20 protein-coding genes are annotated in these 19,357 nt (G+C 70.5%); 13 read left to right on the forward strand and 7 right to left on the reverse strand.

Annotation, left to right across the window (positions count from 1 at the left end):
- Window positions 1-149 precede the first annotated feature (149 nt).
- From SPRI_RS13710 to SPRI_RS13735, 6 genes are all read left to right on the forward strand, one after another.
- Window positions 150-899, forward strand: a complete 750-nt coding sequence (locus SPRI_RS13710; protein WP_005312521.1) for a hypothetical protein — start codon at window positions 150-152, stop codon at window positions 897-899.
- Between the two features lie 76 nt (window positions 900-975).
- Window positions 976-1,887, forward strand: coding sequence for a phosphotransferase family protein (locus SPRI_RS13715; RefSeq protein ID WP_005312524.1), 912 nt, complete (start codon window positions 976-978; stop codon window positions 1,885-1,887).
- 1 nt (window position 1,888) lies between these two features.
- Window positions 1,889-2,581, forward strand: coding sequence for a class I SAM-dependent methyltransferase (locus tag SPRI_RS13720; RefSeq protein ID WP_005312527.1), 693 nt, complete (start codon window positions 1,889-1,891; stop codon window positions 2,579-2,581).
- Window positions 2,582-2,615: 34 nt separating this feature from the next.
- Complete coding sequence (locus SPRI_RS13725; RefSeq protein ID WP_005312529.1) at window positions 2,616-3,161, forward strand: HAD domain-containing protein; 546 nt, start codon at window positions 2,616-2,618, stop codon at window positions 3,159-3,161.
- Between the two features lie 268 nt (window positions 3,162-3,429).
- On the forward strand, window positions 3,430-3,903 hold the full coding sequence (locus SPRI_RS13730; RefSeq protein ID WP_005312530.1) for a YxiG-like protein: 474 nt from the start codon (window positions 3,430-3,432) through the stop codon (window positions 3,901-3,903).
- Window positions 3,904-4,016: 113 nt separating this feature from the next.
- On the forward strand, window positions 4,017-4,598 hold the full coding sequence (locus SPRI_RS13735; protein ID WP_005312532.1) for a hypothetical protein: 582 nt from the start codon (window positions 4,017-4,019) through the stop codon (window positions 4,596-4,598).
- A gap of 272 nt (window positions 4,599-4,870) precedes the next feature.
- Here SPRI_RS13735 and SPRI_RS13740 read toward each other — a convergent pair whose 3' ends face one another.
- From SPRI_RS13740 to SPRI_RS13755, 4 genes are all read right to left on the reverse strand, one after another.
- Entirely contained in the window at window positions 4,871-6,568 is a 1,698-nt protein-coding gene (locus SPRI_RS13740) for a relaxase/mobilization nuclease domain-containing protein (RefSeq protein WP_005312534.1), read from the reverse strand.
- Entirely contained in the window at window positions 6,558-7,133 is a 576-nt protein-coding gene (locus SPRI_RS13745) for a MobC domain-containing protein (RefSeq protein ID WP_037773839.1), read from the reverse strand. The genes SPRI_RS13740 and SPRI_RS13745 overlap by 11 nt, the downstream gene beginning before the upstream one ends.
- A 315-nt stretch (window positions 7,134-7,448) precedes the next feature.
- Window positions 7,449-8,771: a DUF3631 domain-containing protein gene (locus SPRI_RS13750; RefSeq protein ID WP_005312538.1), complete on the reverse strand. Its 1,323-nt coding sequence runs from the start codon at window positions 8,769-8,771 to the stop codon at window positions 7,449-7,451.
- Window positions 8,772-9,198: 427 nt separating this feature from the next.
- Window positions 9,199-9,393 (reverse strand): helix-turn-helix transcriptional regulator, encoded by a 195-nt coding sequence (locus SPRI_RS13755; RefSeq protein ID WP_005312539.1) that lies wholly within the window; start codon window positions 9,391-9,393, stop codon window positions 9,199-9,201.
- Window positions 9,394-9,514: 121 nt separating this feature from the next.
- Between SPRI_RS13755 and SPRI_RS13760 the strand changes: the two genes are divergently transcribed.
- Window positions 9,515-10,015: a helix-turn-helix transcriptional regulator gene (locus SPRI_RS13760; protein WP_037773840.1), complete on the forward strand. Its 501-nt coding sequence runs from the start codon at window positions 9,515-9,517 to the stop codon at window positions 10,013-10,015.
- Between the two features lie 24 nt (window positions 10,016-10,039).
- Complete coding sequence (locus SPRI_RS13765; protein WP_005312543.1) at window positions 10,040-11,158, forward strand: tyrosine-type recombinase/integrase; 1,119 nt, start codon at window positions 10,040-10,042, stop codon at window positions 11,156-11,158.
- 108 nt (window positions 11,159-11,266) lie between these two features.
- Here the strand turns inward: SPRI_RS13765 and ychF are convergent, their stop codons facing one another.
- A complete protein-coding gene (gene ychF, locus SPRI_RS13770) occupies window positions 11,267-12,355 on the reverse strand; it encodes a redox-regulated ATPase YchF (RefSeq protein WP_005312545.1) in 1,089 nt (362 codons plus the stop codon).
- A 215-nt stretch (window positions 12,356-12,570) separates the two neighbouring features.
- Here ychF and SPRI_RS13775 point away from each other — a divergent pair, with 215 nt between their 5' ends.
- Window positions 12,571-13,140, forward strand: a complete 570-nt coding sequence (locus SPRI_RS13775; protein ID WP_182327776.1) for a DUF6542 domain-containing protein — start codon at window positions 12,571-12,573, stop codon at window positions 13,138-13,140.
- Between the two features lie 38 nt (window positions 13,141-13,178).
- On the opposite strand, the gene ppgK is transcribed toward SPRI_RS13775, so the two are convergent.
- Window positions 13,179-13,919, reverse strand: coding sequence for a polyphosphate--glucose phosphotransferase (gene ppgK / locus SPRI_RS13780; RefSeq protein ID WP_053556967.1), 741 nt, complete (start codon window positions 13,917-13,919; stop codon window positions 13,179-13,181).
- A gap of 30 nt (window positions 13,920-13,949) precedes the next feature.
- Window positions 13,950-14,954 carry a 4-hydroxy-3-methylbut-2-enyl diphosphate reductase gene (locus tag SPRI_RS13785; protein WP_182327774.1) on the reverse strand — a complete coding sequence of 335 codons (1,005 nt, stop codon included), beginning with the start codon at window positions 14,952-14,954 and terminating at the stop codon, window positions 13,950-13,952.
- 77 nt (window positions 14,955-15,031) lie between these two features.
- On the opposite strand from SPRI_RS13785, the gene SPRI_RS13790 reads away from it, so the two are divergent.
- From SPRI_RS13790 to SPRI_RS13805, 4 genes are all read left to right on the forward strand, one after another.
- Window positions 15,032-16,414, forward strand: a complete 1,383-nt coding sequence (locus SPRI_RS13790; protein WP_005312553.1) for an APC family permease — start codon at window positions 15,032-15,034, stop codon at window positions 16,412-16,414.
- A gap of 96 nt (window positions 16,415-16,510) precedes the next feature.
- A complete protein-coding gene (gene xseA, locus SPRI_RS13795) occupies window positions 16,511-17,719 on the forward strand; it encodes an exodeoxyribonuclease VII large subunit (RefSeq protein WP_005312555.1) in 1,209 nt (402 codons plus the stop codon).
- A gap of 54 nt (window positions 17,720-17,773) precedes the next feature.
- Window positions 17,774-18,007, forward strand: coding sequence for an exodeoxyribonuclease VII small subunit (locus SPRI_RS13800; protein WP_053556968.1), 234 nt, complete (start codon window positions 17,774-17,776; stop codon window positions 18,005-18,007).
- Between the two features lie 703 nt (window positions 18,008-18,710).
- Window positions 18,711-19,301, forward strand: coding sequence for a malonic semialdehyde reductase (locus SPRI_RS13805; protein WP_005312557.1), 591 nt, complete (start codon window positions 18,711-18,713; stop codon window positions 19,299-19,301).
- Window positions 19,302-19,357: the final 56 nt, after the last annotated feature.

The following is a 19,357-nucleotide window of genomic DNA, read 5'->3' on the forward strand; positions in this document are numbered from 1 at the left end:
CACCGGTTCACTTATCAGCAGCCGCCCGGAACGGCGCGACCGTGATCCAGGCTCCCCCTTGGTCCGGGCGGCACCCCGAAGTTCCGTACGCCCACACCGGGCTCGGGCATTCCTATGCCCGGACCCGGCCGATCAGAGACGGAGACACGGTGACCACCATCGACACCACGGCCATCACGGTCGAGCTGCCCGAGGCGTTCGACCCGCGCTGGAGCCGCCTGCCCGGCATCCAGGTCGACGGCCGGCGCATCACCCTCGACCCGACCGAGTACTTCTTCCGCTTCGAGTCGAACACGTGGCTCGTCGCCGACTGGGAGCTGGTCAAGGCCCAGCTCCTCGGTGCGGACGAGACGACCGAGAGCGCGGTCGAGCAGCTCGCGCTCGACTTCATCAAGGCCCACGCCGAGTCCACCTCGGACGCGGCTCGGGTGCTGTCCACCGCGTACGAGGTGTACGCGTACCTCTTCCGCGACGAGCACCTCGCCGGCCTCGGACTCCCGCAGATCACCGCCAGCCACCTGCGGATGCTCCGCGAGGCCGCCACGCTCATGGCGCTCAACAAGGTCGAGCTGGACGGGCACATCTCCAACGTCGGCCCGTGCTGGTTCTTCCCCGCCGCCACCTCCGTCGTCTTCGACCTGGACGACGAGATGGGCGGGATGCTCGACGAGGTCTACCACGGCGGCTGGTTCAACGAGCACCGTCGCATCGAGTCCATCAAGGCCCACGCCGCCCTGGGCGGCCGGCTCGTGCACGGCTGCCAGTCCGTGCCGGACCAGACCGGCGGCGTCGTCGCGCCCTACGGTGCCTCGATGGCGAACTTCCGTGACGACCTCGCCGCGTTCAAGGCGGGCTGGATCGAGCAGGTCTACGCCCACCGCGTGAACCCCGCCGCGTAACCCCACCCGATCAGGCTCCGGGGCGGGCCGGCACCTCTCGCCCGCCCCGGACGCCTCACCCCACTGGAGCCCCCACGTGACCGTGAACCCCAGCGCCGAACTCCTCGACAACCTGCTCACCATGGCCAGCCAGACCACCGCCGCGCGGGGGGAGGTGCGCGTGTGGTCCATGTCCGGCGTCGAGCGCGTCACCTTCCCCGACGGCACCACGGCCATCTTCAAGTACGCCAAGAAGCCGTTCGACAGCGAGGACCAGGCCCTCCGCCTGGCCCACACGCTCGGCGTCCCCGTCCCCCAGGTCCACGCCTCCGCCGTCCTGGACGGCTGGCTCGGCATGCTCATGGAGGACCTCGGGCCGTCCGTCCGCGAGGCCGACGACCTCGACGGCGTCGCCGCGGCGGTGGTCCTGCACGGCACCCGTACGGCTCCGCCCTTGCCCGTCCTCGACCAGGACCGGCTGCAGACGCTCCCGGCCAGGGCGCTGGAGCACCTCGAACGGCTGCGCAAGGCCGACCGGTGGCAGGACGCCGACGACGTCGAGGACGCGCTCGACCGTATCGCCAAGGCCGCCAAAGCCCGCTCGGCCGGAGCGACACTGGAACCGTTCGGCTGGGTGCACTCCGAGTTCCACCCCACCAGCCTCCACATCGGCGAGCGCGGCTGGCGGCTGCTCGACTTCGCCCGCGCCTTCACCGGCCCCGGCCTGCTCGACCTCGCCAGCTGGCATGGCACCATCGAGCCCCCGCATCCCGTACGCCTGCGCGTCTTCCTGGAGCAGTACGTCACCGCCGGTGGCACCCCCGACGCCCTCGCCCCGCGAGGCGGACTCACCGCGGAGAACTGGGCCCTGGGTTGGCACCGCATGTGGGCCGTCGAGTGGTTCATGGAGCAGTCCATCCGCTGGATCAACGACCCGGCCACCGACCCCGCCTACATCAAGGCCGTCCGCCGCCACCTCACCGACGTCCTCCACCTCCTGGAGATCTGACGTGCTCGCCCAAGCATCCCCTTGGCACGCCCACGCGCTCCAGCGCACCGCCGCTTGGCTCGCCGAACCTCTGGCCGTGCCTGCGCGGATGGAGTGGACCACGAGGCCGGGCCAAGGGCCCGGAGCCGAGATCCTCGGCCCCGACCTGCGCGGCAAGCGACTCCTGGAACTCGGCTGCGGCCCCGGCCACAACGCCGCGCACCTCGCCACCCGCCACGGCGCCCACGTCACCGGCGTCGACCTGGTCGGCCTGCAGGTCCGCCGCGCCCGCTCCCACTACGGACGGCTCAACAACCTCACCTTCGTGGCCGGTCACGCGCTGCACTACCTGCATGCCTCCGACGAGCGGTTCGACGCGATCTACTCCGTCTTCGGCGCCGTCGGCCTCGTCGCCCCCGAGCTCCTGCTCCCGGCCGTCGCCCATCGCCTCACGCCCGGCCGGGTGCTCGCCTTCTCCGTCCCTCACCCGCAGCGCGGTGGCCGAAGCCCCTCGGGCGACGACCGGCCTCGCCGCGACCACGTCACCCTCCCCGACCGCACCCGGCTCCCCATCGCCCGCTGGGAGTTCGACACCGATCGCTGGGAGAAGCACCTCAGCCAGGCGGGCTTCTGGCTCACCTCGGCCCAGGAGTTCCACGACCCCCGCATGGGCCACTGGCCCACCACCCTGCTGATCCGCGCCCGCAAGCTCTGACCAGCCATTCGCCCCGGCTTCCCCGGAGGAACCGATGCGCCCGCCCTACCTGCTCCTCGACATCGACGGCGTCCTCATACCCTTCCCCGACACGGACGGCTCGACTCCGGCCACGCACACCCGCCACGACGTCGTCCCCGCCGGCCGCAGCGCCGCCAACCCAGTCACCGTCTGGCTCAACCCCGACCACGGCCGCCTGCTCATGGACGTCATCCGCACCGGCCTGGTCACCCCGGTCTGGTGCACCAGCTGGCGCCAGGACGCCACCACCCTCATCGGCCCCCTTCTTGACCTCCCGGCCCTGCCGTACATCGACCTGCCGCGTCCCCAGATCACCACTAGCCACCCCAACGGCTACCTCTGGAAGCGCGACCACGTCGATGCCTGGCTCGGCGACGCCCCCGCCGTCTGGATCGACGACGACTTCACCACCCTCGACCACACCTGGGCAGCGGAGCGCAATGTCAAGGGAACGGCGACGCTCCTCGTTCAACCCGCCCCGCACCTCGGGCTGCAGCCCGAGCACCTGATTGAGGTCACGACGTGGGTCTCGCAGTTACCCACGGCCCGCGCTGCATGAGGACTGGTGCCCTCGCTGCCAAGAGCAGCGAGGGCACCAGAGTGCGCTGTGGGCCCTGCCTGCCTGTTATGGGACCAGCGAAACGGCCAGGGCTCTTCGTTCCATTCGGGGCGCCACTCAACGGCGTGGGGATTTTCGACGAGCGTCACGCGGCGTTGGCTGGAGCCGCCTGCTAAGGCTTGTCCCCGGTCGATCTCTGAGACAGCGGCGCGTGATCCCCCGTGAATCTCGTTGTAGAAGGGCTCGTCGAATGAGGTAGAAGGGCAGCATGGATACTGCCGTACTTGAACAGATGCTGGACGAGACCTTCGATCACGCGGTCGTGCACCACGGATACACCAACTACATGCGTGACTACGAGGTCGTCGTCTATGCAACGGCTGATCCCCGTACCGGCATTGCGCCGGCCCACCTCCGGCATCTCTTTCGGTACTGCGTTGAGGCGCGGTGCGAGACGTCAGTGCCGGCGGAGACGTGGCGGGTCTCTTTGGACGACCGGCTCATCGACCATGAAACCGGTGTCGATCTTGACGGATACGTCTGGGGGGTGAAGTGGCATGACCTGTATCCGGGAGCCAAGCTTCTGCCTGAGTCGGAGGCGACCCGCCGCTGGTCGAAGGCCGTCGGGATCGACTTCCACGAGGTACGCATCGAGACGAACGCGCATAACCTGACCTTGATTTTCTCTGACCTTCAGGTCAGCGAAGTCCCGGTTGGATACGCACCCTTCGTCGCCGAGTAGGGATCAGGGGTCGTGTGATCACGCGACCGGCGGGTGTTCGGATCGCTCAGACCCTGGCCAATGAGCCCGTCCCACAGCCCGTACCGAGTGCTTTCTGCGGCAGGATGACGCTCATGGATCAGGGGGTGGCGGCCGTCATAGCGGCCGGAGTAGCGGGTGTCGTCGGTGTGACCGGCAGTCTGATCGGCATGCGGATGGGGCGCCGGCAGGTGAGCGACCAGGCACAGGTCGAGCATGAGCAGTGGCTCCGCGGGCAGCGGCAGGAGGCGTACATCGCTGTCCTGGATGTCTGGGACACGGCCGTGAAGGGCCTTCGACGGATGGTCGAGGAAGAAGCCGAGAACCAAGTCCTCGGGACTCGCTATGAGGAAGAGCGCGACGGCCACGAGCGGGACGTCTGGAGCGATCTTGGCGAACGGGTCTGTGCGGAGGTTGATGACCTCAGCGTCGACGCCTTCAAGGTGCTGGAGCGGGTGCAGGTCCTCGGCCCCGAGTCCGTCGACAAGACGGCGATCAACTTGGAAGATGCCCTGCACTTCATGTGTGGTGCGATACGCGCCAGAACGGGCACGCGAGAGTGGCCGGACTACGCCGGCTTCTCAGAAGCCGTCCGGGTAACGACCAACGCACGCCAGGACTTCATGAGCGCCTCGCGGTCCGTTCTTCGCTCCGCGCCGCGTCCCGGGAAGCGATAGCCACCAGTTATTGGACTGTCAGCCCTGCACCTGACGGTCTCTATCTCTGCGCGGCCATGGCCGTCACGGCTCGTCGGACGACCTGGGGCTGCTCCTGATGCGGGATCGACGATCCGGTGACGGTGCCCTCGGGTGCGCACAGTGCAGCGGATTCCGGACCGGCACCGCACCTGGGGCAGGTACCTGGACAAGGCAGACTCGTCCACCCGTTCAGTTTCTGAACGATCAGATGCCCTCGCCACTACGCATCGCGAGGGCATCTGATCGGGGCGTCAGCGGTGTCGACTGCGCTCTTCGGGCCTCGTGGCCACTGGTGTGACCGGAGGATGCGGCGTGGCAGACCTGGCCGATGTGCCGCTGATGGTGCTTTGCCTGCGAGCGGCTTGTGCCCGCCGGTTCGGTTGAGCGGTGATGCGCCAGTTGAGGACCTCGGCGGGGTGCTCGGCGCTGTCGAGTTCTCGCTGGGTGCCCACTTCGGCCAGGAGGCGTTGGGGGTTGTGGCCGGCGGTCTCCGCGTGGGCGAGGGTGGTGGTCAGGGCGGTCCAAGTGGGGTCGGCGAGGATTCGGTCGGCGTGGTCGGGGAGGGCCGCGCGAACGTCTTGCTCGTAGCGGCTGGCGGTTGTGGCTCGTGGTGCGCGGTGGGTTAGGTCCGCCAGGACGGGTGTGGCGGCCTGTTGGTAGCCCGCCTGGAGGTGGCGGAAGGCTTCTTCGGCCGCTGCGGCCTGCTGTTCGTGGCCGCGTTGCTCGTGCCACTTGGCGGCGGCGCGGGCCAGGTGCATGGTGGCGAAGAGCAGGGCGATGGCGAGTCCGCCTGGCTCGTTGGAGGCGTAGGAGAGTTCCTTGGCGGCCTTGCGCAGGGCGGTGGCGGCCTGGTGGTCGGCGCGGGTGGCGGAGCGGCGGGCGCGGTTGAACGCCATCGCCGCCGCCCGCAGTTCTGCCCGGTGAGGGCCGGTCGTGGCGCTGGCGATGTTGTGCAGGGCGTCGCCGAAGGCGGCCAGGTGGCCCTGGGCGGTGGCATCGTCGCCGGAGTCGAGGACGGTGCGTGCCGTGTCTATGGCGGTGGTGGTATGCCGCCATGGGTCGGCGGGGTCCGCCACATACCGCGGGCGGTCGGCTACCTCCTGGTCAAGGAGGCGTTCGCGTAGGCGGTTGATGGAGAGGTCGGGGGCAAGTTTCGAGCCGCCGTACCAGACGGGCTCGTCGGCCGCGTTGGTGTCGCCAGGTGCGGCGAGGCTGTAGCCGATCACGTCGCCGGTCTCGGGGCCGAGGCGTGTTTTGACCTTGATGCCGAGGGACTGCAGCACGGTGAAGTAGTCGGCTTCATTGCGTACGGCGGCGGCGACCGCGTACGCCTGCTCGCGCAGCCACTGCCGTGCCGTGGCCGTCTGGCCCTGGCGCTCGGCCTTGGCACGTTCGGCGCCGGTGGGAACGCGGGGCGCGGTAAGGTCGCCGGACTTCAGGCGGCGCAGGCCGAACTCGGCTTCGATCTTGCGGCATTCGGCTTGGGCGCGCTGTCCGTCGTGGTGGGTGCGCGGGCGGCGTCCGTCGGCGCGGACGGTGGTGGCCATGATGTGGATGTGGTCGTCGGCGTGGCGTATCGCGATCCATCGGCATGCCTTGTCGTCGCCTTCGGGGGCGATGCCGGTGGCGTGAACGATGCGGCGGGCGACCTCTGCCCACTCGGTGTCGGTGAGGTAGCGGTCGCCGGGCGCGGTGCGGACCGGGCAGTGCCAGACGTGCTGGGGTGGTTTCTTGCCGCCCAGTTCGCGGGTGCGCAGGTCGACGTGGTGGTCGAGGCGCTTGGCGAGCTGGGTGTAGGTGGCTGCCGGGTTGCGGCCGGGGTCGGGGGCGCCGGCCATGTCCCAGGCGGCGACTACGTGCGGGTCGGTGTGTTCGTCGCGGCGGCCGGGGCCGAAGAGGTAGACGATCAGTCCGCGGGTGTCGGAGCCGGTGGAGACGTCAGGAACCATGCGCGATGCCCTTCGTCAGGAGCTGGTCGATCAGCTGGTAGCTGCTCTCGGCTGCTTGCTCGACGCGGTCCAGCACCGCCTCGGCACGCTCGGGTACCGTTCCTCGGTGGATGGCTGCGGTGATCTGGTTGAGGTTGCCGCCGATGCGGTTCAGCGCGACCGTGTGTGCCTCGACGGCCTCGATCAGCGGGCGGATGGGATCGTCTTCCGGGCTGCTGACCAGTCCTGCCTTGCCGAGGGCGACGGCGAGTGCGGCGTCCCCGACGAATCCGGCGAACTTCTGACCGCGCTGATGAGCGGCGGCGCTGATCACGCTCACAGCTGTCCGCGTGAAGCGGATGGTCTTCTCCTGGTCGCGCTTCTCCACGGTGCGCTTGCGGTTCATCAGCGCGGGCAGGACGGGGGCATCGAGGTCCCGCCAGGAGGGCTGCTCGACGGGTGGTTGGACATCGGTCGGCGGCTGAGTGCTCGGGGCGACGGAGTCGGCTGCGGGCGGGCAACTGGTCTCGGCTACACCCTCCTCCGGCTCGGGCGCCCCCTGGCGCTCGGCCTTCTCCTCCGCCACCCCTGGGGCGGGGGCAAGCGCGGACGAAGCCTCGTTAGAGGCTCGTTCGCTCCAGCTTGCTGCTGATCGGCGGGTCAGGCCGAAGAATCCCCTGCGGCGGCGGGTGGGGGCGCTGTCGGTGCTGGTCTCGGGCATGGTGGTGCTCCGGTGGTCGTGTGGGGTGGGGCTTCGTCACGTCCGTTGCATCCGTCCCGTAGCTGGTCAGGACAGGTACGGAGGCGGTCGCAGGTACGGAGTGATCCGTATCGGCGAGGAACTCCGTCCCCGCGCTGACCTGCGCGGGGACGGATGCGACGGATTGATACGGAGCTGGTGTCAGCGAGTGGGCTTGGGGCCGGCAGGCCCGCCGGGCGGGCCGATGGGCAGCGTCCCCGACGGAGGGGCCGGTGGCTTGCCCTGGGCTCGATGTGCGAGCACGGTCTCGCCGGCTGCGTGGGCCGGCTGGGCGGGGTCGGGGCAGTAGCGGGCCCAGGCGTCGAGGAACTGGTTGCGGGCGTATGCCTTGGCCTGCCTGCCGTTTTCGAAGCGGTGGTTGGCCGGGCTGATGCCGGAGTCGCGCAGCAGGTTGGCCAGGTGGTAGGCGTTCAGGCCCTTGGTGCCGTACTCGGCCCAGGGCGCCTCCGCGTCCTGGACGAGGGCGGCGAGCAGGTCCTGGCTGCGCAGAGCCTCCTTGTTGCCCTCCTGCTCGAACACACGGCGGACGTCTCGCAGCAGCCGCGTCTTCAACGTCGTCTGCTCGTCCTGGACCACCTCGTTGCGGGTCATCGCCAGGCAGGCGGCACGGGCCCGCGAGGGCCAGTGTCCGCCGGCCAGGTCGGCGACGATCACCAGCGGCTCCCACGTGTCGGCGGCGCGGTCCTCGACGGGCATCGGCGGCACCAAGCGGGCCGCTGCCCCGCGAAGCGGGGTCAGCCACGCGGTCAGCCGGTCGCGCAGCGCGTTCAGTTCCGGGACGGAGTACCGGGAGCGGAAGGCAGCGATCTGCTCGCCGGGCTTGCGCTTCTGCATGCGGATGACGACCGCCCGGTCCATGATCGTGTCCGGCAAGTCGCCGATCCCGGCGAGCGCGGCCATGGCGAAGGTGGGAAACGCCGTCGGCTTGTGTTCCGGCCCGGAGATCCGCCAGGCGGGCCGGTTGCGCTGATGCCCGGCGTTCAGCAGACCGCGCAGGTCCTCCTTGTCGCCGGCCTTGGGGCCGAAGATGGTGTCGGCTTCGTCCACCAGCAGCGTCGGCGCATTCTTGCCGATGACGCGGAAGACCACCGCAGGCGACGTGTTCACCGTCATCATCGGCTGGTGCACGGTCTCATGGAGCACGTCCAGGACGCGGGACTTGCCGCAGCCCTTCGTCGGCCCCACGACCGCCAGCCGTGGCGCGTGCTGGAGGGCGGGCTGAATGTGGGAAGCCGCCACCCACAGAGTGACCGCTGTCAAAGCCTCCTCGCGCGGCAGCACCACGTACCGGCCGATCGCCGCATGTAGGTCATCCAACAGCGCGGCTCCTTCCTCGGCCGTCTCGCCGCCCGTACCAGCGCGGTCCCCGGTCCCCGATCCGCCGTCGGGGGCCGCGGTCCCCGCAGATGCGCGGGGACCGCGGCTCTCAACATTGGCTCGGAGAGCGCCGTGCTCGCCCGGCATTCGGGGACCGGGTTCGGGGACCGGCGGACCGAAAGCCACTGTCCGGTCCCCGGTCTCCGATTCGGCGGGACCGGTCCCCAAGGCGCTGACCTGCACAGGTGCCGCGCTGGGGGTGTTTCGGTCCCCGACCGGGACACCCGTCGAAGCAGGGGACCGTGACTCCGTTCGGTCCCCACTTCGGTCCCCGTTGCGCCAGGGGATGCCCTGGCCGGGGACCGCGGGGGTGGGCCAGACAACCTCGGATGCGTTCGAGGTGGTGGGGGACATAGAGTCCTCCATAGACGTTCCTCTCAAGTGAGGGATGGGACGTGCAAGGTCCCGCCCCTCACCGGTTCGTTCGTTCAGGGATGGGCGACGTGCAGGGGAATCTCCGGCCCTCGGCGTTGGCGCGCCGGGGGCCGTTGCTGTGCCTGGGCCTGCTGGCGGCTCACGAGGCCAAGCCCCATTCCTCCTGGCCGTCGATCAGGGTGCGCTCGTAGCGCAGCAGCTCGGCCTCGGGGTAGAGCACCCGCTTGCCGACCTTGATGCCGCGCGGCCCCTTCTGGATGTGGCGCCAGTAGCGGACGGTGCTCTCGGCTGTGCGGTAGCGCTCGGCGACCTCGGTGGTGGTCAGGTATCGCATGCATTCCCATTCGGCTAGGTGGCGATTCGATCTGCATAGAGTTGTACCCCGGGATCGCCGGTTAACCAAATCGGGAAGCTCATGTTTCAATTGGGATAGCGACGGTGGCGATGGAGGTTCGATGGCAGGCGACAGGCCCGAGGGCGGCGAGGTGCCGCTGCTCTACAGCGAGGGGAACGTGGCCGCGCGCGTGGCGCTGGAGCGCGAGGTCAGAGGGTGGAGCACGACTGAGCTGGCCGAGCAGGTGACCAGAGCCGGCGTCAAGATGAACCAGACGGCGGTCTGGCGTATCGAGAACGGCACCCCCCGTCGGCGCATCAACCTCGACGAGGCTCTCGCCTTCTCCCGCGTCTTCGAGCTCCCTCTCGAAGAGCTCATGTCACCGCCCCTGGAAGGGCTCGACATCGCCAGCCGGCGGCTCATCCAAGAGGCCGTCGAGGCGTTCTACGAGACCCGCGACGCGCGCGACCGCCTCCATCACGCCGTGGTCGCCATCGCCGACCACATCAAGGCCCATCCCGACAGCTCGCGGGCGATCCACGAGCAATGCCTCCGCCTCATGGGCGACGAGCGCGACGCTCGCACGCTCAGCAACGACATCGCGGACGGCGGCCACTACTGACAACCGACACGAAGGAGTGGCCACTTGGCCAACATCCAAAAGCGCCCCAACGGCAAATGGCGTGCCCGCTACCGCGATCTCGACGGCAAGGAGCACGCCCGTCACTTCGACCGCAAGATCGACGCCCAGCGGTGGATCGACGAGGTCACGGCCAGCCTGGTCACCGGTCAGTACGTCGACCCGCGATCGGCGAAGAAGCCCTTCAAGGAGTACGCGGAGGAATGGCGGGCCATCCAGCCGCACCGGCCTTCCACGGCCAAGGCGGTGGCCCAGCACCTGCGCTGCTACGTCTACCCGGCTTGGGAGAAGCGGTCACTCGGCGCCATCAAGCCCGGCGACGTACAGAGCTGGGTCACCAGTCTGACCACCACGCATGGGCTGGCCGCCAGCACCTCACGAACGGTCTTCAACACGGTCAACGCCGTCTTCCGGGCGGCCGTCCGCGACCGCATGATCCCTCACAATCCGTGCGCCGAGGCGAAGCTGCCCTCGGTGCCCCGGAAGAAGATCGTGCCGCTGGCCGTCGAGCAGGTGCGGACGCTGTCCGATGAGATACCCGCCCGATACAAGGGCCTCGTGCTGCTCGGCGCGGCCACCGGGCTCCGCCCCGGCGAGCTCTTCGGCCTCCAGCTCCGGCACGTGGACCTCCTGCACGCGACCGTCTCGGTCGAGCAGCAGATCCAGCAGACCGCCAAGCACGGCGTGTATGTCTGCCCGCCCAAGACCGCTCGCTCGCACCGCACGGTCCCGCTCCCACGCATGGCGGTGGATGCGATGAAGGCCCACCTGCGGGACTTCCCCGCCGATGGGCCCGAGGGCTGGATCTTCACGGCGCCGCAGGGCGGACCCGTGGTCTACACGCACTTCATGGACGGGTCCTGGCGGCCCGCCTGCGCGAAGGCCGGCATACCGAAGGGCACCGGACCCCATGCCCTCCGGCACCACTACGCCAGCCTGCTGATCAGGCATGGCGAGTCCGTGAAGACGGTCTCCGAGCGCCTCGGCCACACCAACGCGGCCATGACGCTGAACATCTACACCCACCTGTGGCCCGACTCCGAGGAGCGGACCCGGGCCGCCGTCGACAAGGCGTACGCGGACCAGTCCGCCGATGCCCAGCCGCAGGTCGACGAAGCGGCGTAGTCGCCCCCCTGCGCGCTGACCGAAGTCAGCACGCTGCGGACTCTGTGCGGACAGCAAAGGCCGCCCAACCCGCTCCGTCGCAGGTCAGACGGCCTTTCGCCAGACGTATTAGACGTTGAAGCGGAACTCCACCACGTCGCCGTCCTGCATCACGTAGTCCTTGCCCTCCATGCGCGCCTTGCCCTTCGCGCGGGCCTCGGCGACCGAGCCGGTCTCCACCAGGTCGGCGAAGGAGATGACCTCCGCCTTGATGAAGCCCTTCTGGAAGTCGGTGTGGATCACACCGGCCGCCTCGGGGGCCGTGGCGCCCTTCTTGATGGTCCAGGCGCGGGTCTCCTTGGGGCCTGCCGTGAGGTAGGTCTGCAGGCCCAGGGTGTCGAAGCCGACCCGGCCGAGGGTCGCGAGGCCCGGCTCCTCCTGGCCCATGGACTGGAGGAGCTCGAGCGCCTCGTCGTCGTCGAGCTCGATCAGCTCGGACTCGATCTTCGCGTTGAGGAAGATCGCCTCCGCCGGCGCGACCAGGGCGCGCTGCTCGTTCTTGAAGTCCTCGTCGACGAGCTCGTCCTCGTCGACGTTGAAGACGTAGAGGAAGGGCTTGGTGGTCAGCAGGTGCAGCTCGTGGAGGAGGTCGCCCTGCTCGGTGCCCTTGGTGATGCCCGCGGAGAACAGCGTCTGACCGGACTCGAGGATCTTCTGCGCGGACTCGACCGCGGCGAGGACGGCGACCTTGTCCTTCTGGAGGCGGGCCTCCTTCGTCAGGCGCGGGACCGCCTTCTCGACCGACTGGAGGTCGGCGAGGATCAGCTCGGTGTTGATCGTCTCGATGTCGTCCTTGGGCGAGACCTTGCCGTCGACGTGCACGACGTTCTCGTCCTTGAAGGCGCGGATGACCTGGCAGATCGCGTCCGACTCGCGGATGTTCGCCAGGAACTTGTTGCCCAGGCCCTCACCCTCGCTCGCGCCGCGCACGATGCCCGCGATGTCGACGAAGTCGACCGTGGCGGGGAGGATGCGCTGCGAACCGAAGATCTCCGCCAGGACGGCGAGGCGGGAGTCGGGGACACCGACGACGCCCACGTTCGGCTCGATGGTGGCGAACGGGTAGTTAGCCGCCAGCACGTCGTTCTTGGTCAGGGCGTTGAACAGGGTCGACTTGCCGACATTCGGCAGACCGACGATTCCGATCGTGAGCGACACGTTGGCGACTTCCTGACGTGGAGGGTGATGACTGGCGGGGCCTTGCGGCCCGCGGTGAGTGGGGCCGATCCACCAGTTTACGGGCGCGGCGGGCGGACCTGTGACGGCCTGCTGCGGCCGTCACAGGTCCGCCCGGAGTCGAACGCAGCCCCAAGGTCGTCCAAAGGGCGTGTCTAGTGACGGTTTCGTGCCTCTCCGCGACCTAGTTTGTGCGGGTGGAGCAGCACAGGACAGGTCGCCCCCAGCCGCGGCAGCAGCCGCCGGCTCCCATCCCGGCACCGGGCACGCTCGCCGACGCCACCGTGTATCCGGTGCCGGCCCGCCCGCCGCGCCCGGTCCCTCCCCTGGTGCTCGCGCTGCGCCGGCTGCCGAACCCCCGGCTGACCGGACTCGGCGCGGGGCTGTTCGCCGCCGCCACGATGCTGGCGCTCGGCTCTGCGGACCAGTTGCTCTTCGACGGTTCCGCGATCCTCTACGGGCTGCTGTTCCTGCCCGTGAGCGCGCTCACCGCGCTGTGGGTGCGGGAGGCCGACCTGGTCAGCGCCCCGATCATCGTCCCGATCGCGTTCACCGTCGGGATCGTGCCGATCTCCGGCGGCAGCGGCGGCTTCGGCGGCCAGACGATGGCCGTGGTGACGGCGCTCGCCGTGCACGCGGGATGGCTGTACGGCGGAACGCTGGTCGCCGGTGTGATCACCTGCGTACGGAAGGTGCGGACGATGGTGCGGCGGCACCGCCGCGGGCGCGGGCCGCAGGGCCCGTCGGGCCCCGGCCGCCGCGGCTGAGGTCGGTCCCGCGGCGGCCTGGCCGGCCCCGGCCCGGTTCACCTGCCGGCGGCCGCCATCGCCGCGCCCACGATTCCCGCGTTGTTCTGCAGCTCCGCCGGGACGATCTCCGCGCGCACGCCCTCGATCAGCGGCAGGAACTTGTCGGCCTTGCGGCTCACCCCGCCGCCGACGATGAACAGCTCCGGCGAGAACAGCATCTCCACGTGCGCCAGGTACTTCTGCACCCGCCGCGCCCAGTGCTGCCAGGTGAGGTCGGCGTCCTCCTTGGCCTTCGTGGAGGCCCGCTTCTCCGCGTCGTGGCCGCCCAGTTCGAGGTGGCCGAGCTCGGTGTTCGGGACCAGCCGGCCGTCGACGAAGAGCGCGCTGCCGATGCCGGTGCCGAACGTGAGCACGATGACGGTGCCCTTACGGCCGCGCCCCGCCCCGAACGTCATCTCCGCGACACCGGCCGCGTCCGCGTCGTTCAGGATCGTGACGGGCAGGCCGCCGAGGCGGCTGCCGAGGAGCGAGGCCGCGTCCTTGTCGATCCAGCCCTTGTCCACGTTGGCCGCGGTGCGCGTGATGCCGCCGGTGACCACGCCCGGGAAGGTGATGCCGACCGGGCCGGTCCAGCCGAAGTGGCCGACCACCTCCGCGACGCCGTCGGCGACGGCGTCCGGCGTGGACGGGTGCGGTGTCAGGACCTTGTGGCGCTCCTGCGCCAGATCGCCGCGGTCCAGGTCCACGGGAGCGCCCTTGATCCCGGACCCGCCGATGTCAACTCCGAAGACGTTCATGGACACAACGTTAAGGGGCCGCGCTGAGCGTCACTGCCCTGACGGGTCGGCCGACATGGCGGCGGCCTCCGCGCGCAGGTCCCTGCGGAGCTCCTTCGGCAGCGAGAAGGTGATCGACTCCTCGGCCGCCTTCACGATCTCGACGTCCTCGAAGCCCCGCTTCGACAGCCACTCCAGCACGCCCTCGACGAGCACCTCCGGCACGGACGCGCCCGAGGTGACACCGACCGTGGACACTCCGTCCAGCCAGGCCTCTTCGATCTCGTCGGCGAAGTCGACCAGGTGGGCGTCGCGGGCGCCGGCGCCGAGGGCGACCTCGACCAGGCGGACCGAGTTCGACGAGTTCTTCGAGCCGACGACGATGACCAGGTCGGCCTCCGCGCCCATCTGCTTGACGGCGATCTGACGGTTCTGCGTGGCGTAGCAGATGTCGTCGCTCGGCGGGGAGATCAGGCCGGGGAACTTGGTCTTCAGCGCGTCGACCGTCTCCATCGTCTCGTCGACGGAGAGGGTGGTCTGGGACAGCCAGACGACCTTGTCGGGGTTGCGGACCTCGACGTTCGCCACGTCCTCGGGGCCGTCGACCAGGGTGATGTGGTCGGGCGCCTCGCCGGACGTGCCGATGACCTCTTCGTGACCCTCGTGGCCGATCAGGAGGATGTCGTAGTCCTCCTGGGCGAACCGCACGGCCTCCTTGTGGACCTTGGTGACCAGCGGGCACGTCGCGTCGATCGTCGCGAGCTTCCGCTGCGCCGCCTCCTCGTGGACGGTCGGGGCCACGCCGTGCGCCGAGAACATCACGATGGATCCCTCGGGGACCTCCGCCGTCTCGTCGACGAAGATCGCGCCCTTCTTCTCGAGCGTCTGTACGACGTACTTGTTGTGGACGATCTCGTGGCGGACGTAGATGGGTGACCCGTACTGCTCCAGGGCCTTCTCCACGGCGATCACGGCACGGTCCACACCTGCGCAGTAGCCGCGGGGGGCGGCGAGGAGGACGCGTCGGGCAGGAGGCGTAGCAGTCATGTGCCCCATCGTAAGGGCCACGCCAATGAGGGGTTTGATCGGACACCGGCAGCAGACTGGCGGTACCCCGAGCGAGAGAGGGCCTCATGAGGCGAGCCGTCACCCAGGAGACCCGCCCCGGTGAGGTGCCCGGCGGCGGCGGGCTGCGGCGCACACTCGGCTTCCGCGACCTGGTCGTCTACGGGCTCCTGTTCATCGCCCCCATGGCGCCTGTCGGCGTGTTCGGCACCCTGGACGCCAAGTCGGGCGGCGCTGTCGCCCTCGTCTACGTCGTCGCCACCGTCGCCATGGCATTCACCGCCGTGAGCTACGCGCAGATGGTGCGGGTGGCGCCGCAGGCCGGTTCGGTGTTCACCTACGCGCGCAAGGGCCTCGGCGAGGGGCCCGGGTTCGTCGCCGGGTGGATGGCGATGCTCGACTACCTGCTGATCCCGGCCGTCGCGTACCTGTTCTCCGGTATCGCCATGGAGGCGCTGGTCCCGCAGATCGACCGGTGGGTGTGGACGGGGATCGCCGTCGTCGTGACCACGCTGCTGAACCTCTGGGGCGTCCGGGCCGCCGCCCGGGTCGGTTTCGCGGTGCTCGCGGCGGAGATCCTGGTGCTGCTCGTCTTCGTGATGTCCGCGGTGACGGTGCTCGCCCGGGACGGGGCGCAGCGCGGCTGGCTGACGCCGCTGACCGGTGACAGCGGGTTCTCCACCACGGCGGTGCTCGGGGCGGTGTCCGTGGCGGTCCTGTCGTTCCTCGGCTTCGACGCGATCGCGTCCTTCGCTGAGGAGGTGACCGGAGGATCGCGGAGGGTGGCGCGGGCGGTGCTCTTCTGCCTGGCGCTCGCAGGTGTGCTCTTCGTCGCCCAGACGTATCTGGTGGCACTGCTCGAACCGGTGCCCTCCGCCCGGCTGGCCGCGGAGCCGGCCCGGCAGGGATCGGCGTTCTACGACGCGGTGGACGCGTCGGTGGGCACCTGGCTGCACGACCTGGTGGCGGTGAGCAAGGCGGTCGGGGCCGCGTTCGCGGCGCTCGCCGGGCAGGCGGCGGCCGGGCGGCTGCTGTTCGCCATGGCGCGCGATGGGCGGCTCCCCCGGGTGCTGGCGCGTACGGACTCGGGCGTGCCGCGGCTCGCCCTGCTGGTCGCGGCGACGGTGACGATGGTGGCGGCGGTGTGGGCGGCGCGGCGGGACGGCGGGCTAGACCACCTGGTGTCGGTGGTCGACGTCGGCGCGCTCACCGCGTTCGTGCTGCTGCACGCGAGCGTGGTGGGCTGGTTCGTGGTCCGGCGGATGGACGGGCCCCCGGACCGGCTGCGGCATCTGGTGGTGCCGGTGCTGGGCGCGGGCGTGCTGATCGCGGTGATCGTGGAGGCGGCGAGGTCGGCGCAGATCGTGGGCGCGCTCTGGCTGGGGGTCGGGCTGGTCGTGCTGGCGCTTCAGCGGGGGCGTCGCGAGACGCTGCCCGGCGGGGAGGGCTAGTCCGCCGGGCGCGGCGCCCCGGCGGAGGAAACAGGAGTCCTGCGGTCAGGTCCCGGGGCGCCTCAAGTTGTCCGACCCGGCCGTTACGCTCGGCCCATGGCTCTCAACACGTCCGCGGAATCCCCTCTGCCGGTCGGCGAGGTGTCACGGCTCATCGGCGGCTGGATCGACCGGCTCGGGGCGGTCTGGGTGGAGGGACAGATCACCCAGCTGTCGCGGCGCCCGGGCGCCGGCGTCGTCTTCCTGACCCTGCGTGACCCGTCGTACGACATCTCGGTGGGCGTCACCTGCTTCCGGCAGGTCTTCGACGCGGTCGCCGACGTGGTGACCGAGGGCGCCCGGGTCGTCGTCCACGCCAAGCCCGAGTGGTACGCGCCCAGGGGCCAGCTGTCGCTGCGGGCGGTGGAGATAAGGCCGGTCGGCATCGGTGAACTGCTGGCCAGGCTGGAGCAGCTGAAGCGGTCGCTCGGTGCGGAGGGACTGTTCGCGGCCGACCGCAAGAAGTCGCTGCCGTTCCTGCCGCACCGGGTGGGACTGGTCTGCGGGCGGGCGTCGGCGGCCGAGCGGGACGTGCTGGAGAACGCGCGCAGACGCTGGCCGCACGTCCGCTTCGAGGTGCGCAACGTGGCCGTGCAGGGGGTGAACGCCGTGGCGCAGGTGGTCCAGGCCGTCAAGGAGCTCGACGCGCTGGACGAGGTGGACGTGATCATCGTGGCACGTGGCGGCGGCAGCGTGGAGGACCTGCTGCCGTTCTCCGACGAGCAGTTGGTGCGCGCGGTGGCGGCGTGCTCGACGCCGGTCGTGTCGGCGATCGGTCACGAGCCGGACTCCCCGCTGCTGGACCTGGTCGCCGACCTGCGCGCGTCCACGCCGACCGACGCGGCGAAGAAGGTCGTCCCGGACGTGGGCGAGGAGCTGGTCCGGGTGCGGCAGCTGCGGGACCGGGCGCTGCGCACCGTGCAGGGGCTGCTGGACCGGGAGGAGCACGGGCTCGCGCACGCGCTGGCCAGGCCGTGCATGGAACATCCCCGGCGGATGGTGGACGAACGCGCGGCGGAGGTCGACGCCCTGGTCGCCCGGAGCCGGCGTGTCCTCGGCCATCTGCTGGACCGCGCGGACTCGGAGCTGGCGCACACCCGGGCGCGGGTCGTCTCGCTCTCGCCCGCGGCGACCCTGGAGCGGGGTTACGCGGTGCTGCAGCGCGCCGACGGGGCGGTGGTGCGCTCACCGGACGAGGTCACCGCGGGGGACCCGCTGCGGGCCCGGGTCGCGGAAGGCGAGTTCCCGGTGCGGGTCGGCGAGTGACGCCCGCGGTGCGCGCCGGATCTGTTGTCGTTTCTCATACATAGGGTGGATCGCATGGCTGCCAAGACGGAAGAGGCCGCGCTCGGTTACGAGCAGGCCCGTGACGAGCTGATCGAGGTCGTGCGCCGGCTGGAGGCCGGCGGCACCACGCTCGAGGAGTCGCTGGCGCTGTGGGAGCGCGGCGAGGAGCTGGCGAAGGTGTGCCGCCACTGGCTGGAGGGCGCCCGGGCGCGCCTGGACGCGGCCCTGGCGAAGCCGGACGAGGAGGGGGCGCCCGACGGCGCCTGAGGCCCCGCCGCCGGGCGCGACGAGCGCGCCCGGCGGCGGGGGCGCCTGGCTGCCGGGCCGGCGGGGGTGCCTGGCCGCCGGCCGGGGTGAGCGTGCCGGGCCGGCGCGATGGCGAAGGCGGCGCCCCGGAGGCGAACCAGGGGCCCCGGGACGGGGCAGGGACGGCGGAGACGAAGGCGGCTCCCAGGGTTGGACGCGGCGGCGCACGGACGCGGGGACACGGAAGCGGCGCCCGGGAGACGGACGCGCACCCACGGAAGCGGGGTGGGCGGGCCGACGAGTGATGGGCGGGAGGCTGCCGGTCGCGGGACGAAGGGCACCCCGGGCCGAAGAACGGCAGGAGCCCCGGACGCGGGCGCGGGGGCCGATGACCGCAGCGAGCGGCCGGGACGGACGCAGAGCCACCGAAGCGAGGCCGGGCACACGACGGGCGGATGGGCGAAGCCGCCACAGCGGGGCGAAGCGCACCGCCGGGCCGGAGGGCGGAGTCCCGGACGCGGACGCGGGGACCCGTGCCGAGGCGAGCGTCCGGAACGGGCGGCCGCGGGTGGCGGGTGAGCGGGCGGGGTGCCGCCGGGACGATCGACCGGCGATGGCGGCAGTGTGAGGACGGACACATTCGGCATGTAGTTGAAATTTAATTCAATGCGACCGGGTTGGCAGCGTGCGTAAGGCTTTTTCACGCACGCGGAAGGTACGCCACATGTCCCTCGTTCTTGACCCCGTCGCCCAGGACCTCCTCTTCCGTGAGGCCCGTACCGCCAACACGTTCACCGACGAGCCGGTGACCGAGGAGCAGGTCCAGGCGATCTACGACCTGGTCAAGTTCGGTCCGACCGCCTTCAACCAGAGCCCGCTGCGCGTGGTGCTGGTCCGCTCCGCCGAGGCCCGTGAGCGCCTCGTCGGCCACATGGCCGAGGGCAACCAGGCGAAGACCGCTTCCGCCCCGCTGGTCGCGATCCTGGCGGCCGACAACGAGTTCCACGAGGAACTGCCGTCCCTGCTGCCGCACTTCCCGCAGGCCAAGGACATGTTCTTCAGCGAGCGCCCGGTGCGTGAGCAGGCCGCCGGCCTGAACGCCGCCCTTCAGGCCGCTTACTTCATCGTCGGCGTGCGCGCCGCCGGCCTGGCCGCCGGCCCGATGACGGGTTACGACGCCGCCGGCATCCAGAAGGAGTTCCTGGACGACGACCACACCCCGCTGATGGTCGTCAACATCGGCAAGCCGGGCGACGACGCCTGGTTCCCGCGCTCCCCGCGTCTGTCCTACGAGGACGTCGTCACCACCGTCTGAGCGACGCGCCCTCAAGGGCCCGCACAGCACACGAAGGCCGCCGCACCCGCAAGGGT

This window comes from Streptomyces pristinaespiralis (assembly GCF_001278075.1).
Classification (GTDB): Bacteria; Actinomycetota; Actinomycetes; order Streptomycetales; family Streptomycetaceae; genus Streptomyces; species Streptomyces pristinaespiralis.